Below are 15,851 nucleotides of genomic sequence, written 5' to 3'. Positions count from 1 at the left end.
GAAAGGTGTTAGAAAAATGAACATTCCAAATAAAATTACCATCTCTCGAATCTTACTTATTCCGTTCTTTGTCATTGTTATGATGTTTGATTTTGGCTGGGGAACAATGTCACTATTCGGAGCGGATATGCCTGTTCATCATTTTGTAGGTGCACTTATTTTTATTTTTGCTTCAGCGACTGATTGGGTGGATGGTTTTTACGCACGTAAGTATAATCTTGTGACAACATTTGGTAAGTTTTTAGACCCACTTGCTGACAAATTACTAGTTTCAGCAGCTTTTATTTTAATGGTAGAGCTTGATATGGCGCCTGCATGGATAATAATTATCATTATTAGCCGTGAGTTTGCAGTAACTGGTCTTCGTTTAATATTGGCAGGTGAAGGAGAAGTTGTTGCGGCAAACCAGCTTGGTAAAATTAAAACGTGGGCCCAAATTGTGGCCATCGGAGCAGCACTTTTACACAATACAATCTTTACACTTATTGGTATTCCATTTGATACAATTATGTTATATATTGCATTGTTCTTTACACTATGGTCTGGATGGGATTATTTCTATCTAAATCGACGTGTCTTACTTGATTCTAAATAAGAGAGGTCTTGAGGATCATGAATGCTGAAATTCTTGCAGTTGGCTCAGAGTTATTGCTTGGTCAGATTTCGAACACAAATGCAAAGTTTATTTCTAGTCAGTTGTCCGAATTAGGAATAAATGTGTATTATCACACTGTAGTTGGAGATAATGCACAACGTTTAGAAGAAGCTATTTCCATTGCAGAGACTCGTGCTGATTTAATCATTTTTTCTGGTGGGCTTGGGCCTACAAAGGATGATTTAACAAAGGAAACGATTGCTCGTCATCTTGGCGTTACTCTTGAATTTGACGATATCGCGCTGACATATATTGAGCAATTTTTTGCAAAGCGAGGACGTCCAATGACGGACAATAATCGTAAGCAAGCTTTAATACTAGCAGGTAGTGAGGTGCTCGCAAACCATCACGGTATGGCACCTGGCATGATACTAGCGAAAGATGAGCGTACTTATATTTTGCTTCCGGGGCCACCTAAAGAGCTTGAGCCGATGTTCCAGTTTGAAGCAAAGCCAAAGCTTAGTGCGATGTTAAATGCAGGAGGGGTTATACTATCGCATGTTATGCGTTTTTATGGCATTGGAGAGGCAGAGCTTGAAGTAAGTGTCCAAGCTATTTTAGATTCGCAAACAAACCCAACTGTTGCGCCGCTTGCTTCTGACGGCGAAGTTACACTGCGTGTAACTGCTAAGGCAGAAACGGAGCAAGAAGCACAGCAGCTTATTGCTGCAAAGGTAGCAGAGATTCAAGCGCTTGTAGGTGACTATCAATACGGTATAGATGATGATTCTCTAGCCTCTAAAACAGTAGAAATGTTACTAGATAATCAGTTAACAATTTCTGCGGCAGAAAGTTTAACAGCAGGATTATTTCAGTCTGAGCTTGCAGAAATACCAGGTGTTGGGGATGCCCTAGTTGGTGGCGTTGTCACGTATACAGAAGAGGCTAAAATAAAGCAACTCGGTATTTCTAAAGAATTATTAACTACACATGGGATTGTAAGCAGTGAATGTGCAGCAGCTATGGCTAGCGCTGTACGTGAAAAATTTGATACTGATATTGGTATTGGATTAACAGGTGCAGCAGGTCCTACAGCCCATGATCATCAACCAGTGGGGACGGTTTGGATTGGTATCGCAATTGGCGATGAGAAACCGCTCACGTACTTACTTCATTTATCGGGCATGCGTAATACAAATCGACTGCGTGCTGCGAAATTTACTTGTCATTATTTAATGCAGCTTTTGGAAGAAAGAGGCTTTAAAAAACGTTAATCAATTTGCCCCGGCATAATATAGGTTCATCACCAAAAGTTGCGGATGACTTTTGTTTAAAACGATTATTATGTAAATAAGTTGATTGGAGCGTAGGCTGGACGCCCCCAGGAAAGCGCCCAGCCGGAACGAAAATCAACTACACGTTTTGGTGATGGTCCATAATATAGTTAAAATAGAAATTTGGGTAATGGAAAGTTACCCAAATTTTTATTTTGAATAAAAACGAATAAACGTTCGCTTTTTTCTTGCGTCTTCTCTTAAAAACAAGTATAGTAGAGATAGAGAAAAACAGTGAACAGTTTTCGAAGGAGGAAAATGAATGAGTGATCGTAAAGCAGCCTTAGAACAGGCGTTAAAACAAATTGAAAAGAACTTTGGTAAAGGTTCTATCATGAAACTTGGCGAAAAGACGGATTTAGAAATTGCTACATCTTCAAGTGGTTCGCTAGCACTTGATGCTGCATTAGGTGTAGGTGGTTATCCACGTGGACGTATTATTGAAGTATACGGCCCTGAATCATCAGGTAAAACAACGGTTGCGCTTCATGCCATTGCAGAGGTTCAGGCAAATGGTGGACAAGCAGCGTTTATCGATGCTGAGCATGCATTAGATCCAATATATGCACAAAAATTGGGTGTCAATATTGATGAGCTTCTATTATCTCAACCAGATACAGGCGAACAAGCGCTTGAAATCGCAGAGGCATTAGTACGTAGTGGCGCAATCGATATTATCGTTATAGACTCAGTAGCAGCATTAGTTCCGAAAGCGGAAATCGAAGGAGATATGGGTGACTCGCATGTTGGTTTACAAGCGCGTTTAATGTCTCAGGCTTTACGTAAACTTTCAGGTGCTATCAATAAATCAAAAACAATTGCTATCTTCATTAACCAAATACGTGAAAAAATAGGTGTTATGTTCGGAAACCCAGAGACAACGCCTGGTGGTCGTGCACTTAAATTCTACAGCTCTGTTCGCTTAGAAGTACGTCGTGCAGAAGCCATTAAACAAGGTAATGACATTATGGGTAACCGTACTAAAATTAAAATTGTGAAAAACAAAGTAGCGCCACCATTCCGTACAGCTGAAGTTGATATTATGTACGGTGAAGGAATTTCAAAAGAGGGCGAAACAGTTGATTTAGGTGTAGAACTAGATATCGTACAAAAAAGCGGTTCTTGGTATGCTTACGGTGATGAGCGCCTAGGACAAGGCCGTGAAAATGCTAAACAATATTTAAAAGAAAATCCAGCAGTGCTTGACGATATCGCAAATAAAATCCGTGCTTCTTACGGTATTGCATCATCATCTTATACAATTGCTGCGCATGATAATGAAGAAGAAATGGATGATGAATTAAAGCTTCTTCTTGAAGATGAATAATATAAGTGCATTGTTCCCACTCTTTATAGTGAGAGCAATGCATTTTTTTATTGTTAAGGAAACTACAGATTTTTGCCTGTGGATAAACTAAAGTATAGTCGGTGTCTAGGGTAAAGCACTACATCCTCGAGGTCGCTGCGATTTCTCGGGCAAAAGTGGTGGAGCGTTTACTTTTGCTTCGACCTCTCCAGCGCTTGTTGGAAGTAAACGAGCGCTTTAGCGCATTTGTTCTTTACACATACTGGGGAATGTGGTTGTATAATATTTGTTAGGATATCCATATATTTAGTGATGAAGGCAATCGCCAGAGCAATGAGTCGGCAATAGGAAGAGGTAATCAAAGAAGTGATAGATTGAACGTCATAAAGGGAAGTGGGGATCATATTTTCCTCACCGTAAATTGATATAGCATCGGGAATAAATAGCTTCCACCAAAAGAAAATGATACTTCCTAAGTACTGCTTCTACGTATGAAAATGAAAAGTTAAATTTAACGTTAGTGTAAAAGTAATAGGTAATTAATTCTCCTAATGGATATGGCTGACTTTTTTTCTTTTGAGAGGCGAACAGATGCCCGACTATCCTTGACAGAGCTTGAGGCTAGTTATACAATTAAATATGTATAATTACTGAATTATGACTTTAAATAGGCAGTACATTACATTTTGACTTCATTTTGGAAAGGCCTTTAAAGATCTCGTAAATGAAGTTGAAGCCTCTGGCAAATGGCAAGATTTTGAACAGACAATGATGCATTAGAATGTTCGCCTTAAAGCTTCGCATCCTGCGAAAACGGCTAACTAATTTGCATAGGTAAAACACTACGTCCAGTGACTTTACCGAATGACCGACATTGTTTCGGTCCTCGTGCATACTTTAACACAATTCAAAATCCGGGACATAGTTATGCCAAGGTGAAATGAATGTATGCGCCGACTGAAACTGTATTACCCAAATAGCAAGAGGAGGTGTTCATATGGATGCAATTACTATCATCTCCGCTTTGCTTGGACTCATCGTTGGTGCCGCTGTTAGCTATATCTACATGAAAAAAGTGAATGACTCAAAAATCACTGGTGCTAAACATGTCGCTGAAACAATCGTTGAAGAAGGAAAACGAGAAGCGGAGGCATTGAAGAAAGAAGCACTACTTGAAGCCAAAGATGAAACTCACAAATTTCGTACTGAAGCAGAAAATGACATTCGTGAACGTCGTTCTGAGCTTCAGAAACAAGAGAACCGTTTATTGCAAAGAGAAGAGAATCTTGATCGCAAAGATGATGCTCTAAATAAGAGAGAAGCAGGTTTAGAGCGTAAAGAACAAGCTCTAAGCGAAAGACAACAGCATATTGAACAGATGGAAAGCAAAGTGGACGAGCTCGTTGCCTCGCAAAAAACAGAGCTAGAAAGAGTTTCTGCTTTAACTAGAGATGAAGCAAAAGCTATTATCTTAGGAGAAGTAGAAAAAGAGCTAGCAACTGATATTGCTGTGATGACGAAGGAAGCTGAGACACGTGCGAAGGAAGAGTCAGATAAAAAAGCGCGTGAAATTTTATCACTGGCACTACAGCGTTTTGCAGCAGATCACGTAGCAGAAACAACAGTATCTGTCGTGAACTTGCCAAATGATGAAATGAAAGGTCGTATTATTGGTCGTGAAGGTCGTAATATTCGAACTTTGGAAACGTTAACAGGTATAGATTTAATTATTGATGATACTCCAGAGGCAGTTATTTTATCAGGCTTCGATCCAATTCGTCGTGAAACGGCTCGACTTGCACTTGAAAAACTTGTACAGGATGGCCGCATTCACCCTGCTCGAATTGAGGAAATGGTGGAAAAAGCTCGTCGTGAAGTGGATGAACAAATCCGCGAAACAGGTGAGCAAACAACATTTGAAATTGGCATTCATAACTTACATCCAGATTTAATGAAGATTTTAGGCCGCATGAAATACCGTACAAGCTATGGACAAAACGTCCTAAAACATTCAATTGAAGTCGCATATTTAGCTGGCTTGCTTGCTGCTGAACTTGGTGAAGATGTAGCATTAGCTCGCCGTGCAGGCTTATTACATGATATTGGTAAGGCAATTGACCATGAAGTTGAAGGTAGCCACGTCGAAATCGGTGTGGAATTAGCTACAAAATACAAAGAACATCCGATCGTTATAAACAGTATTGCTTCTCACCATGGCGACACAGAAGCAACATCTGTTATTGCAGTATTAGTAGCTGCAGCTGATGCGTTATCAGCAGCTCGTCCAGGTGCTCGAAGTGAGACGCTTGAAAACTATATCCGTAGACTAGAAAAGTTAGAAGAAATTTCCGAAAGCTATGATGGTGTAGAAAAATCCTTTGCAATTCAAGCTGGTCGTGAAATCCGTATTATCGTACAACCTGAAAAAATTGATGACTTGGCTTCACATCGCTTAGCGAGAGATATCCGTAAGCGAATTGAAGAAGAACTTGATTACCCAGGCCATATTAAAGTAACGGTTATTCGTGAAACACGTGCCGTAGAATACGCAAAATAATTGTCATACAGAAACGTCTTTTACTCAAAATAGAGTAAAAGACGTTTTTTTTTATAGTTAAGGAAACGATAGATTTTTTGCCTGTACATAACCTAAAGCGACTTCGAGGATCTAGGCTAAAGCGCTACATCCTCGAGCTCGCTTCGTTTCCTCGTGCAAAAGTAGTGGAGCATTTACTTTTGCCTCGGCCCCTCCAGCGCTTTTGTTCTTAACTTGGTTGTGTAAGCTACTGTCATATTTATCGTGAAAATAGGCATATATACAATAAGTGCCTTTATTTATCAGCAATAAAATTTCTACTAATAATCATTTAAATTGGTGAAAAACAGTTAGGTGATGAATTGGAATAAGGAGATGATGAGCATGGTTGATACTCACAGCCATTTATTATCCGGAGTTGACGATGGACCACAACAACTTTCAGAGTCATTGCAATTACTAGAACATGCTGTGATGCAAGGAATAACAGCCATTATTACTACTCCTCATGCCAAGCACCCAATGTACGATGTGCCATATGAAAATGTATTTCATCAGGTACATACTTTACAGCTAGAAATAGAAAAAAGAGCATGGCCAATCAAACTATTTCCTGGACATGAAGTACGCATCAATGAAAATATTTTAGAGTCTATCACAACTAAACAGCTTCATACGTTGGCAAACTCAAACTATCTATTACTTGAATTACCTTCGGAAACAATCCCTTTCTATTGTAAGGGAATTATTAGGTTATTAGTTGCATCAGATATTACACCAGTTATTGCGCATCCTGAGCGAAATGGAGCTATTCGACAAAATGTAGCACTCCTTGAGCAATTCATTCGTGATGGGGCATTAGCACAAATTACGGCAGGTAGCATTACGGGGCATTTTGGCAAAAAAATTCAACAATTTGCAATGGATTTAATAGAAGCAAGACTTGTTCATACGTATGGTTCAGATGTCCATAATATGTCTACAAGACCATTGCTTTTTGAAGCTGGGTTAGATTACTTGGAGAAAATGAAACAGCTGGATATGGTTGACCTTTTCCTTGAAAACAATGAACGTGTTTTAGAAAATAAGCAGCTATTAATTGCGGAGCCAATCGTTATAAGTGAAAGAAAATGGTGGCATCTTTTCACAAAATAACATACGGAATGAAGCTATAGTGAGGGTGATGAAAGTGCGGTTTTTTATCCTAACGATATGTATGAGTGTATTACTACTCTTCAGTGCATTATCTTATGAAATATCTATACTAATTTACTTTACTGTCTTTTTTTCCATCTTTCCGATCATCCTTTTCATCTATAATCGAAGTGCAAATATTCGTAGAATGTATGTGAGCGATATATTTTTCTTTCTATTTATTATTTGTGGGCTATTAAGTGCTTTAGCCAATTCTGATATGGAATCACTTATCAATATTGTATGTATGCTTACGATGTATATAGGGTTATCGATTATATATAACTCTTTTCAAACGGCTACTTTACATGTGCTAGCTATTAGTATTTGTCTCTCGCATCTCATTATTTTATTCTTATCTTTTTTCATGAATCGAGTTGTTTTCAACGCATTTGCGGGGATTTATAGCAACCCAAACATGATGGGATTGGCCATGACATTGTTAGCGGTGGTATTACTAGCTGGGACTATTCAATATTTTCAGGGTGTTACGAAAAAGGTTCCTATCGTAGTCCTAGTAAGCCTATTCTTTTTTGTTTTTTATATTATTTTACTCACACAAAGTAGAACGGCTGCCATCACCGTACTATTCGCTGTCATAATGAGTATGGCCTTGTTAGCTATTCAAAACGCTTCAAGTATTAGAAAAGTGGGCGCACTCGTATCGGTTCTATGTGTACTAAGTATGACATTCATTTTCAGTCTAAGTAAAATTCCGATACTAAACAAAGCGGTTCAAAAAATTGTAGGGAAATTTCAGCGGAAATCGGCTGATCTATCTGATGGACGAATGGCAATTTGGCAAAATATCATAAAAGATTCCACATTATTTGGCCATGGAGAAAATTATCATGTTGGACAATTGGATGCACATAATACCTTTATTGCCCTATTAGCTGAGTATGGTTGGTTGGCCGTTACATTTTTTCTACTATTCGTAGCAGCATTATTATGGAACGCATTTTCTTTTGCTAAAAAACGAGTTAAGTATACGAACATGCTACAACTATTACCATTTTTAATACTTATCACTTATATTTTACTTTCAATGACGGAAATTATTATTTATACAACACCGATAATGATCGTTTTATTTGTTCTTTCTGGCAATTCATTTACCCATCATAAACTCGCACTTAATAGTTCAAATATGAATAAAACGTGAAAATTAATAGACGACAGACCATTTTAATTGAAAATTAGCAGTTGAAAGAAGGGGGAATCATCTATTTGAAGATTGGATTTGTCAACAACGGAAAATCATTTTTACCAGAAATCTCAGCCTATGTAGCGTATTTAAATCAGCAGGATAATATTGAAGCCATCACCATTTTAACAGCGGAGATAAATGAAGTTCCAATAACCAATATAGATTTATTATGGAAATTTCCTGGTTTAGATATAAAAAAACATTCAAGAGAGACAAAGATTATCCATGAATATAATTCGTTATCAACTGGTCATTTTCCGATGTTGAAAAATTTTGTGAAAAAAACTTGTAATGTTAAACCGCATGGTCGCGTATTTTTGAATGAACTTGTAGAAAAGGATTTTAAGATGAAGGACAATGTTCCAAAAATTCATCGAGATATGGGAATATCAAAAGACTTTTTCATAAAAACATCAAAAAAAGAGTACGACTTTGTTTATGTCGGCGCAATGGGAACTGAAAGAGGTACCGCTGATGCGCTAAAGCCCTTTACGACAACTTTAAAAGATAACACGATTTTATTAATAGGAAATCCAACAAATGAATTATATACATCTTTCAAAGACTATAAAAATATTATCTTCTCAGGATCGCTACCTTATCATGAAGTTCCTCTTCTAGCGTCAAAAGCAGAATACGGGCTGAATTATATGCCTGATGTGTACCCTTTCAATTTACAAGCTTCAACTAAGCTCCTTGAGTACTGCGCATTAGATTTGAAAATTGTTACGACCGATTATCCTTGGGTCAATAATTTTGAACAGAAAACACAAGGACGCTTTTTTAAGTTACACCGAAATTTAGCAAACTTTACGATGGCAAGTTTAAAAAACTTTGAATTTGTGACACCAGATGTTAGTTATTTAGAGTGGAACCTATTGTTAGATAGGGTAAAACTGATGGAGTTTATCAAGTTAGTAATGGAATAGTTTGATATGTGATATGCCGTTAATTTATTTGGATAACAGAAAGGAAATTGTATAATGATCCCTAAAAAAATTCACTTCTGTTGGTTTGGCGAAAATCCGTATCCGCAGGTAGTTGAAGCGTGTATTGCCTCCTGGCAAAAATTAATGCCTGACTATGAACTAATTGAATGGAATGAAAATTCATTTGATATTCAATCCAATCAATTTGTACAAGAAGCCTACGAATCTAAAAAATATGCTTATGTAGCTGATTATGTTAGGTTATATGCACTATACACACAAGGTGGCATTTACTTGGATACAGATGTAGAAGTTGTCCAATCGTTAAACCCTTTTTTATCTCATCAAGCATTTACTGGCGGAGAAAATAGTGATACATGTGTAACCGGAACAATGGGGGCTGTAAAGGGGCATCCGTGGATTAAGCTACTGCTGGATTTTTATGAAGATAAAAGTTTCTATACGGAACAAGGTCAACAAACAAATACTGTTATCATCACGGGTCTAACGAGAGAAAAATATGGATTTACAGAGTCTAATCAACATAGGCAATTGGATGACGATCTACACATATATCCATTTGAATATTTCTGTGCGAAGGACTTCGAATCAGGAACGATTAACCAAACTGTTAATACTTTTACGATCCATCACTTTAATGGTTCATGGTTGTCAGAGCAACAAAAAAAACGACATAAAAAAGTAATGCGTTATAAATATGCTATCAACAAATTATTTGGACCGAATGCTTTTGATCAGTTAAATAAAACACGTAAAAAATTAAATGGTATCAAGATTTTCGAGTGAAAATGTAATGCATAAAAGGACAAGTGGAGGCAAGGTGGACTAATGAAGGAAATTCGGATGGGTGCTATTCTCTCTTACTTATCTATTGTTTGTACGTTTATAGTAGCAATTGTGTTTACCCCTATTATGATTCGAATTCTTGGTCAAGAAGAATACGGATTATACTCATTAATTACAATTTTTGTTGGGTATTTAACAATATTAGATTTTGGTTTAGGGAATGCAATTATTCGTTATATTTCTAATAATCGAGTAGTAGGTGATAAGGAGACGGAAGCTAGATTAAATGGCTTTTTTCTACGGCTATTTTCGATTATAGGTGCGTTTACTCTTGCCATTGGGTGTTTTGTGTATTTCCAAGTAGAGACAATTTTTGGACAAAGCTTATCTTCATTGCAAATCGAAAAGGCAAAAGTAATGGTAATAGTGATGACCGTAAGCTTTGCCTTACAATTTCCTTTAAGTGTTTTCTCTTCAATCCTTCAAGCCTATGAAAAATTCATACTAATTAAGTTAACTTCATTTATAAAAGTAATCGTACAACCGTTACTGATGCTGTTTTTCTTGTTACAAGATGCTGGTGCAGTCGGGATGGTTTATATTGTAGCTAGCTTAAATGTATGTGTATTAATAATAAATTCTATTATTTGTTTGAAAACGTTAAAAGTACGATTTATCTTTTCTGGTTATAATCCAGGCCTTATAAAAGAAATATTCGTCTATTCATTTTTTTTGTTTGTGACAGTCATAGTGGATAAAATTTATTGGCAAACTGACCAAGTATTACTGGGGATTATGAAAGGAACAGAAGATGTAGCCATTTATGCAATTGCTATACAATTTATTATGATATTTATGGCACTAGCACTTGCCATAAGTGATTTGTATTTGCCAAAGATTTCAATGTTGGTGACACAAGCGGATGGTCTTATGGAAATTAATCGGTTATTTGTCAATGTTGGCGCCATTCAGCTAATGATTCTTGGATATGTATTAAGTGGCTTTTTTTTATTTGGTAAAACTTTCATCTCATTGTGGATAGGGGATGAATATTTAATCGTCTATCCGATCGTACTGATCATCATGTTGCCGTTTTCAGTCGATTTAATTCAAAATATAGGTCTGAGTGTGTTAAAGGCAAAAAACATGTTTAAGTTCCGAACAGTATTATTAATTACACTTGCTAGCACAAATATTATTCTATCTATTCCTGCCATCTATTTATTCGGGGTTATTGGAACAGCAATCATAACCGCGGTATCGTTATTTATTGGGAATGTATGTATTATGAATGTTTACTATGCAAAAAAAATACAACTAACTATTAAAAAATTTTGGATACGCATTAGCAAGATTTTCGTAGCTATTGTTATTGCGTCTCTTTTAATGAAAGGTATACTAATTGTTTTCCCACTTTCGAATACTTGGTACATTTTAGGGCTATATATTGCCTTATACAGTATGATTTTCGGTATATCTTTGTTCACATTTGGAATTACTGCTTCTGATCGAAAATATTTAATTGGAAAAGTAAAAATGCTCAGCCTAGCTGGAGGGGTGAAATTTTGGGGTCAGAAATCCTCGTAACTGTTATTATACCGGTATATAACGCAGCACCGTATTTAAAGAAATGTCTAGCAAGTATTTGCCAACAAACGTTAAAGCTAATCGAAATTATTGCGATTAATGACGGCAGTACTGACGATTCTCTTTCTATTTTACATCAATTGGCCTTACAAGATCAGCGGATAATCATTCATAATCAATCAAATGGTGGGGTAAGTCATGCTAGAAATATAGGGATTAACGAGGCAAGAGGTCAATACGTTACGTTTGTCGATGCGGATGATTGGATAGAGCCATCTATGTTGGAACGATTATATAGCGCTATTCAGGATACAGAAACTGAAATAGCTAAATGTGATGTTTTTGTAGATGGAAAAAATGATGGCAATCGTTTGAACTATCCGTCGACTGCAAATGAACTTTTTGACTCTCAGAAATGTTTGCATTTATTATTTACTGAATTTCATGAAAAACATTTCGGTTTTGCTTGTTGCAAATTGTATTCTAAAGCCTTTCTTGATCAATTTGGAATTCGATTTGAAGAGGATATGAATTTTTCTGAAGATGTTTTATTCATAACAAAAGCGATCACAAAGAGTAAGACAATTTGTTATGTGCCTCAGCAGCTTTATCATTACAATGTGTTGCCACAGCAATCATTAACGAGAAGCTACCGTAAGAATGAGCGAGAAAAATATGATGTAATCTATGAACGTATTCGTGAGACATTAGTAGCTGAAAATATTTTTACATCCATTGAAACTAGCTTCAATGGATATGTATTTTCCGGTTTAGTAAATTTAACACTTCACATGCAGAGTTCCCCATATAAGGGGCTCGATTTATTAAAAGAGATTAAAGAAGAAATAGTCAGTTTTGTTGATGACTACCCTTATGTTCTTGAGATAAACCCAATAAAATTTTCATTGAAAAAGAAGCTCTATTATCAGTTGTTGAAAAAAAATGCTGTATCTACGCTAGCATTTATCATTTTTTTATCGATGAGGAAAAAATGAATTACTTGTTGTATTAGGAATAACATAGGACATAAATTTATATAATAAATATATAATTGAGTATTTCATTTTACTAGCTACTATACCAATTAACTATGAATATCACACTCCATTACACAAATTTAGATAGTTTAGGGGAAGGAGATATACTCGATGGAGAATTCGATTCAAGTAAAGGCGATAGTAAAAATCTTACGAAAACGTTTGCTTCTTATTCTTTCGATAATCATAATCGCGATGGCATTGGCTGCTTATGTTAGTTACTATGTCATCACGCCTGTATATCAAGCTGAAACTCAAATATTAATCAACCAAAAAAATACGGATCAACAACAAATGTATACGGGTGCATATTCAATTGAGACAGATTTACAATTAATAAATACGTATAATGTCATTATAAAAAGCCCAGCTATTCTATCAAAAGTAATTGAAGAGTTGAAATTAGAATTATCTCCCGAACAATTAGCAGAAAAAATTACGGTCAATAATGAAAGCCAATCACAAGTAGTTTCTATAAAGATTCTTGATGAAAAGCCAGCACGAGCGGTGGAGATTGCCAATAGGATAATAGATGTCTTTAAAGAAGATATTCAAAAACTGATGAACGTAGATAATATCAATGTCCTTTCAGTAGCTAAATTAGCTGATGACCCACAACCAGTGAAGCCGAAAAAAATTCTAAATATTGCGATTTCCGGTTTTCTTGGACTACTTTTAGGAACAGGCATTGCATTTAGTGTAGAATTTTTCGATTCAACAATAAAGACAGAGCAGGAAATTGAAGAGCTATTAAATTTACCGATAATAGGATTCGTGAGTTCAATAAAAGAAGGCAGAGGATCTATCTCTACTAGACGAGGGAGACGAGTCACATAATGTTTAAAATGAAAAATAAAAAAAAGAAAGCAATAGCGATGATGCAACGGAAACTATTGACTAACGTACACACAACTTCTATTATTTCTGAGCAGTTTCGAACAATTCGAACAAATTTAAAATTTGCGCTCCCTAATTTATCGTGTAAAACAATTTTAGTGACATCATCTATCCCTGGTGAAGGAAAGACAACGAATGCAGCAAATATTGCGATCGTTTTTGCTCAAGAAGGTAAAAAAGTTTTAGTAGTGGATGCTGATATGCGAAGACCTGCTATCCACTATACATTTGAATTGCATAATATTTCAGGTCTATCAAGTGTACTGATACAAAATGACACGTTGAGCGAAGCGATACAAGAAACGTTTATAGAAGGATTATTTGTCCTCACTAGTGGACCAATCCCACCTAATCCTGTAGAGCTTCTTGCTTCAGAAATGATGGATACGTTAATAGAAAAAATGATAGATTTTTATGATGTAATCATCTTTGATACGCCACCTGTTAATTCTGTGACCGATGCTCAAATTTTAGCGAATAAAACAGATGGTGCACTACTTATTGTTAATACTGGAGTAGTAGAGAAATCTAGTGTTGTCAAAGCGAAAAATTCCTTACTAGTAGCACAAGCAAAAATATTAGGCGTTGTTATGAATAACTATGCTCTGCCCAAAGAACAATATAAGAACCAGTATTATCATACAAGAAAATAGAAATCAGTACCGTCCGCCTGACAAGTCCTAATAGCTTGTCAGTTTTTTTTATAGACAATCAGAAAGAGTATCAGCGCCTATATTTTCAAGCCTAAAAAGCATCTGTTAAATACGCTAGACGGACATAATTTTGCGTTTGTCTTTGAATTGGTGGTAAAATATAAGGTGCTAATTAATGAAAGAGTGGTTATGAAAATGAAAGTTTTATTTATTGGGGATATTGTAGGTTCGATCGGCCGAGATGCAGTGGAAAAGTATTTACCACGCTTAAAGAAAAAATATAATCCAGACGTTGTTATTGCCAATGGTGAAAACGCAGCAGCGGGACGTGGAATTACACGTAATATTTATAATGACCTATTGCAAATGGGTGTAGATGTCATTACGATGGGTAATCACACTTGGGATAATAAAGATATTTTTGATTTTATAGATGATGCAGATTATTTAATACGCCCTGCAAACTTTTCAAGTGATGCACCAGGTAAAGGCATGGTGCAAATTTCAAAAAACGGTGTAACACTATCTGTTATTAATTTACATGGTCGAGTGTTTTTACCTCCTCACGAGGATCCATTTGCGATGGCAGAGAAATTAATCGAAGAAGCGCATAAAACGTCACCGCTTGTATTCGTGGATTTTCATGCAGAAGCGACAAGTGAAAAAATTGCGCTTGGATGGCATTTAGATGGAAAGGCCTCTGCAGTAGTTGGTACACATACACATGTGCAAACAGCTGATTCACGTATTTATCCAAATGGAACAGCCTATATTACGGACGTTGGTATGACAGGTCCATACGATGAAATTTTAGGGATGACGAAGGAAAGTGTCATTTATAAATTCCAAACAAATATGCCATCTCGTTTTGAAGTGCCTAAAAAAGGACGCGATGTGTTAAGTGGTTTCTTTGTAGACATTGATGATAAAACAGGCAAAGCTCGTCATTGTGAGCGGGTGTATATAAACGAAGATTATCCGTTCCAAGCATAAGAAGAGAAACTATTGTGTATGAAAAAATGCACAATAGTTTTTTGTTTTGAAAATTTGTTAATTCAATGAAATTAAAGCACCATAATAAAATATGACTCTTCGGCAAAACGAGGGGTGATTTCCGTTCCTACTTGGGCTTTCTTTGGGTGTCGGGGCAACAGATGTTTGCTGCGCGACCAGTGGTACTATTCCAATGAAAAAGAGCGCCCTTATTGGGTGCTTTTTTTTATGAGGGTAAATAATTCTTTTACAGATTCGTCCTCTTGTATTTTGTAATTTTTACCGTCAAACTGTAGGATGCCACTTTCAATGATAGAGATATGGTATGAATTATTGTTGTGATAAATAATGAACGTGTATCCTTCCAAATGAGAAAATTCAGAGTGAGACTGTTTAACTTTTAAATCTTCCAGTGAACCAATTAATGTTGGAAATATAGGATTGTCTTTAATAACGTTTGTTATAGTTGTCGTTGATTCATTTAAGATACCAATTTTATTAATTTCTTCGCTTAAATTAACTGTATGTAGTAAATCTTTAACAAAGCTTTTTGTTTTGTATTCGTTGAAAAAGTAAATTGAGACTGCTATTAAAATTAAAGCTTTAATAAAAATTATTTTTTTCTTCATTCGAAACAACTCCTTAAATTATTGGGATTTTAATCATTTTCGAATTTTTAGTCAAGAATAGTTTACTATCATTCTCGGTTCTTTAAGTGCCCATTGTTGCACCTACTATAGAAAGAGGGATTCGATGGGAGAATATGAGTCTTT

At 36.1% G+C, this 15,851-nt stretch carries 14 protein-coding genes; 13 read left to right on the top strand and 1 reads right to left on the bottom strand.

Annotation, left to right across the window (positions count from 1 at the left end):
- Window positions 1-16: 16 nt before the first annotated feature.
- The 13 genes from pgsA to AC3WSK_RS00570 all read left to right on the top strand — a co-directional run bounded on the left by pgsA (window position 17) and on the right by AC3WSK_RS00570 (window position 15,078).
- On the top strand, window positions 17-595 hold the full coding sequence (gene pgsA / locus AC3WSK_RS00630; RefSeq protein ID WP_079560526.1) for a CDP-diacylglycerol--glycerol-3-phosphate 3-phosphatidyltransferase: 579 nt from the start codon (window positions 17-19) through the stop codon (window positions 593-595).
- 17 nt (window positions 596-612) lie between these two features.
- The gene (locus AC3WSK_RS00625; protein ID WP_427482618.1) at window positions 613-1,869 is read left to right on the top strand and encodes a competence/damage-inducible protein A; all 1,257 of its coding nucleotides are present in this window, start codon (window positions 613-615) and stop codon (window positions 1,867-1,869) included.
- A 322-nt stretch (window positions 1,870-2,191) separates the two neighbouring features.
- The gene (recA, locus tag AC3WSK_RS00620) at window positions 2,192-3,256 is read left to right on the top strand and encodes a recombinase RecA (RefSeq protein ID WP_079560528.1); all 1,065 of its coding nucleotides are present in this window, start codon (window positions 2,192-2,194) and stop codon (window positions 3,254-3,256) included.
- A gap of 976 nt (window positions 3,257-4,232) precedes the next feature.
- A complete protein-coding gene (rny, locus tag AC3WSK_RS00615; RefSeq protein WP_079560529.1) occupies window positions 4,233-5,792 on the top strand; it encodes a ribonuclease Y in 1,560 nt (519 codons plus the stop codon).
- 363 nt (window positions 5,793-6,155) lie between these two features.
- Window positions 6,156-6,926 carry a tyrosine-protein phosphatase gene (locus AC3WSK_RS00610; protein ID WP_492411430.1) on the top strand — a complete coding sequence of 257 codons (771 nt, stop codon included), beginning with the start codon at window positions 6,156-6,158 and terminating at the stop codon, window positions 6,924-6,926.
- 193 nt (window positions 6,927-7,119) lie between these two features.
- The gene (locus AC3WSK_RS00605; protein ID WP_492411429.1) at window positions 7,120-8,130 is read left to right on the top strand and encodes an O-antigen ligase family protein; all 1,011 of its coding nucleotides are present in this window, start codon (window positions 7,120-7,122) and stop codon (window positions 8,128-8,130) included.
- Window positions 8,131-8,195: 65 nt separating this feature from the next.
- A complete protein-coding gene (locus tag AC3WSK_RS00600) occupies window positions 8,196-9,104 on the top strand; it encodes a glycosyltransferase family protein (RefSeq protein ID WP_427482624.1) in 909 nt (302 codons plus the stop codon).
- A 54-nt stretch (window positions 9,105-9,158) separates the two neighbouring features.
- Window positions 9,159-9,911: a glycosyltransferase family 32 protein gene (locus AC3WSK_RS00595; RefSeq protein ID WP_492411426.1), complete on the top strand. Its 753-nt coding sequence runs from the start codon at window positions 9,159-9,161 to the stop codon at window positions 9,909-9,911.
- A gap of 42 nt (window positions 9,912-9,953) precedes the next feature.
- Entirely contained in the window at window positions 9,954-11,498 is a 1,545-nt protein-coding gene (locus tag AC3WSK_RS00590) for an oligosaccharide flippase family protein (protein ID WP_492411424.1), read from the top strand.
- Window positions 11,477-12,493 carry a glycosyltransferase family 2 protein gene (locus AC3WSK_RS00585; protein ID WP_492411422.1) on the top strand — a complete coding sequence of 339 codons (1,017 nt, stop codon included), beginning with the start codon at window positions 11,477-11,479 and terminating at the stop codon, window positions 12,491-12,493. The genes AC3WSK_RS00590 and AC3WSK_RS00585 overlap by 22 nt, the downstream gene beginning before the upstream one ends.
- 153 nt (window positions 12,494-12,646) lie before the next feature.
- The gene (locus AC3WSK_RS00580) at window positions 12,647-13,372 is read left to right on the top strand and encodes a YveK family protein (RefSeq protein ID WP_492411420.1); all 726 of its coding nucleotides are present in this window, start codon (window positions 12,647-12,649) and stop codon (window positions 13,370-13,372) included.
- Window positions 13,372-14,085, top strand: a complete 714-nt coding sequence (locus AC3WSK_RS00575; protein WP_492411418.1) for a CpsD/CapB family tyrosine-protein kinase — start codon at window positions 13,372-13,374, stop codon at window positions 14,083-14,085. Before AC3WSK_RS00580 ends, AC3WSK_RS00575 begins: the two co-directional genes overlap by 1 nt.
- Window positions 14,086-14,280: 195 nt before the next feature.
- Window positions 14,281-15,078, top strand: coding sequence for a TIGR00282 family metallophosphoesterase (locus AC3WSK_RS00570; protein ID WP_079560868.1), 798 nt, complete (start codon window positions 14,281-14,283; stop codon window positions 15,076-15,078).
- A gap of 209 nt (window positions 15,079-15,287) precedes the next feature.
- Here the strand turns inward: AC3WSK_RS00570 and AC3WSK_RS00565 are convergent, their stop codons facing one another.
- Entirely contained in the window at window positions 15,288-15,707 is a 420-nt protein-coding gene (locus AC3WSK_RS00565) for a hypothetical protein (protein WP_079560538.1), read from the bottom strand.
- Window positions 15,708-15,851 lie beyond the last annotated feature (144 nt).

The organism is Lysinibacillus sp. EB271-A1-10B, assembly GCF_058791335.1.
The sequence above is the reverse complement of the archived record's forward strand: the minus strand, read 5'-3'. Positions and strand labels throughout refer to the sequence as shown.

Coding starts and splice junctions, on each gene's coding strand:
- pgsA (WP_079560526.1), top strand. CDS start 17: ATGAACATTCCAAATAAAATTACCATCTCTCGAATCTTACTTATTCCG.
- AC3WSK_RS00625 (WP_427482618.1), top strand. CDS start 613: ATGAATGCTGAAATTCTTGCAGTTGGCTCAGAGTTATTGCTTGGTCAG.
- recA (WP_079560528.1), top strand. CDS start 2,192: ATGAGTGATCGTAAAGCAGCCTTAGAACAGGCGTTAAAACAAATTGAA.
- rny (WP_079560529.1), top strand. CDS start 4,233: ATGGATGCAATTACTATCATCTCCGCTTTGCTTGGACTCATCGTTGGT.
- AC3WSK_RS00610 (WP_492411430.1), top strand. CDS start 6,156: ATGGTTGATACTCACAGCCATTTATTATCCGGAGTTGACGATGGACCA.
- AC3WSK_RS00595 (WP_492411426.1), top strand. CDS start 9,159: ATGATCCCTAAAAAAATTCACTTCTGTTGGTTTGGCGAAAATCCGTAT.
- AC3WSK_RS00590 (WP_492411424.1), top strand. CDS start 9,954: ATGAAGGAAATTCGGATGGGTGCTATTCTCTCTTACTTATCTATTGTT.
- AC3WSK_RS00580 (WP_492411420.1), top strand. CDS start 12,647: ATGGAGAATTCGATTCAAGTAAAGGCGATAGTAAAAATCTTACGAAAA.
- AC3WSK_RS00575 (WP_492411418.1), top strand. CDS start 13,372: ATGTTTAAAATGAAAAATAAAAAAAAGAAAGCAATAGCGATGATGCAA.
- AC3WSK_RS00570 (WP_079560868.1), top strand. CDS start 14,281: ATGAAAGTTTTATTTATTGGGGATATTGTAGGTTCGATCGGCCGAGAT.
- AC3WSK_RS00565 (WP_079560538.1), bottom strand. CDS start 15,707: ATGAAGAAAAAAATAATTTTTATTAAAGCTTTAATTTTAATAGCAGTC.